This is a genomic window from Streptomyces sp. NPDC005576, from assembly GCF_042871745.1.
Taxonomy (GTDB): Bacteria; Actinomycetota; Actinomycetes; order Streptomycetales; family Streptomycetaceae; genus Streptomyces.
In genome coordinates this window covers 1-1,855 of the sequence record NZ_JBIAJC010000047.1, presented here as the reverse complement: position 1 = coordinate 1,855, position 1,855 = coordinate 1, and the positions used below count along the sequence as shown (strand labels likewise).

At 56.5% G+C, this 1,855-nt stretch carries 1 rRNA gene (cut by a window edge); it reads left to right on the top strand.

Annotation, left to right across the window (positions count from 1 at the left end):
• Nucleotides 1-1,829: ribosomal RNA gene (locus ACFYPN_RS33590) — 23S ribosomal RNA — on the top strand (it extends 1,372 nt beyond the left edge of the window).
• The last annotated feature ends 26 nt before the right edge of the window (nucleotides 1,830-1,855 follow it).

The following is a 1,855-nucleotide window of genomic DNA, read 5'->3' as shown; positions in this document are numbered from 1 at the left end:
GGGATGGGTAGGGGAGCGTCGTGTGCCGGGTGAAGCAGCCGCGGAAGCGAGTTGTGGACGGTTCACGAGTGAGAATGCAGGCATGAGTAGCGATACACACGTGAGAAACGTGTGCGCCGATTGACTAAGGGTTCCTGGGTCAAGCTGATCTGCCCAGGGTAAGTCGGGACCTAAGGCGAGGCCGACAGGCGTAGTCGATGGACAACCGGTTGATATTCCGGTACCCGCTTTGAAACGCCCAGTACTGAATCAGGCGATGCTAAGTCCGTGAAGCCGGCCCGATCTCTTCGGAGTTGAGGGTAGTGGTGGAGCCGATGAACCAGACTTGTAGTAGGTAAGCGATGGGGTGACGCAGGAAGGTAGTCCAGCCCGGGCGGTGGTTGTCCCGGGGTAAGGGTGTAGGCCGTGTGGTAGGCAAATCCGTCACACATTAAGGCTGAGACCTGATGCCGAGCCGATTGTGGCGAAGTGGATGATCCTATGCTGTCGAGAAAAGCCTCTAGCGAGTTTCATGGCGGCCCGTACCCTAAACCGACTCAGGTGGTCAGGTAGAGAATACCGAGGCGTTCGGGTGAACTATGGTTAAGGAACTCGGCAAAATGCCCCCGTAACTTCGGGAGAAGGGGGGCCATCACTGGTGAGGGAACTTGCTTCCTGAGCTGGGGGTGGCCGCAGAGACCAGCGAGAAGCGACTGTTTACTAAAAACACAGGTCCGTGCGAAGCCGTAAGGCGATGTATACGGACTGACGCCTGCCCGGTGCTGGAACGTTAAGGGGACCGGTTAGCTGACTTTCGGGTCGGCGAAGCTGAGAACTTAAGCGCCAGTAAACGGCGGTGGTAACTATAACCATCCTAAGGTAGCGAAATTCCTTGTCGGGTAAGTTCCGACCTGCACGAATGGCGTAACGACTTCTCGACTGTCTCAACCATAGGCCCGGTGAAATTGCACTACGAGTAAAGATGCTCGTTTCGCGCAGCAGGACGGAAAGACCCCGGGACCTTTACTATAGTTTGATATTGGTGTTCGGTTCGGCTTGTGTAGGATAGGTGGGAGACTTTGAAGCGGCCACGCCAGTGGTTGTGGAGTCGCCGTTGAAATACCACTCTGGTCGTGCTGGATGTCTAACCTCGGTCCGTGATCCGGATCAGGGACAGTGTCTGATGGGTAGTTTAACTGGGGCGGTTGCCTCCTAAAGAGTAACGGAGGCGCCCAAAGGTTCCCTCAGCCTGGTTGGCAATCAGGTGTTGAGTGTAAGTGCACAAGGGAGCTTGACTGTGAGACCGACGGGTCGAGCAGGGACGAAAGTCGGGACTAGTGATCCGGCAGTGGCTTGTGGAAGCGCTGTCGCTCAACGGATAAAAGGTACCCCGGGGATAACAGGCTGATCTTCCCCAAGAGTCCATATCGACGGGATGGTTTGGCACCTCGATGTCGGCTCGTCGCATCCTGGGGCTGGAGTCGGTCCCAAGGGTTGGGCTGTTCGCCCATTAAAGCGGTACGCGAGCTGGGTTTAGAACGTCGTGAGACAGTTCGGTCCCTATCCGCTGTGCGCGTAGGAATATTGAGAAGGGCTGTCCCTAGTACGAGAGGACCGGGACGGACGAACCTCTGGTGTGCCAGTTGTCCTGCCAAGGGCATGGCTGGTTGGCTACGTTCGGAAAGGATAACCGCTGAAAGCATCTAAGCGGGAAGCCTGCTTCGAGATGAGTATTCCCACCCCCTTTGAGGGGTTAAGGCTCCCAGTAGACGACTGGGTTGATAGGCCAGATGTGGAAGCCCGGTAACGGGTGGAGCTGACTGGTACTAATAGGCCGAGGGCTTGTCCTCAGTTGCTCGCGTCCACTGTGTTGTTC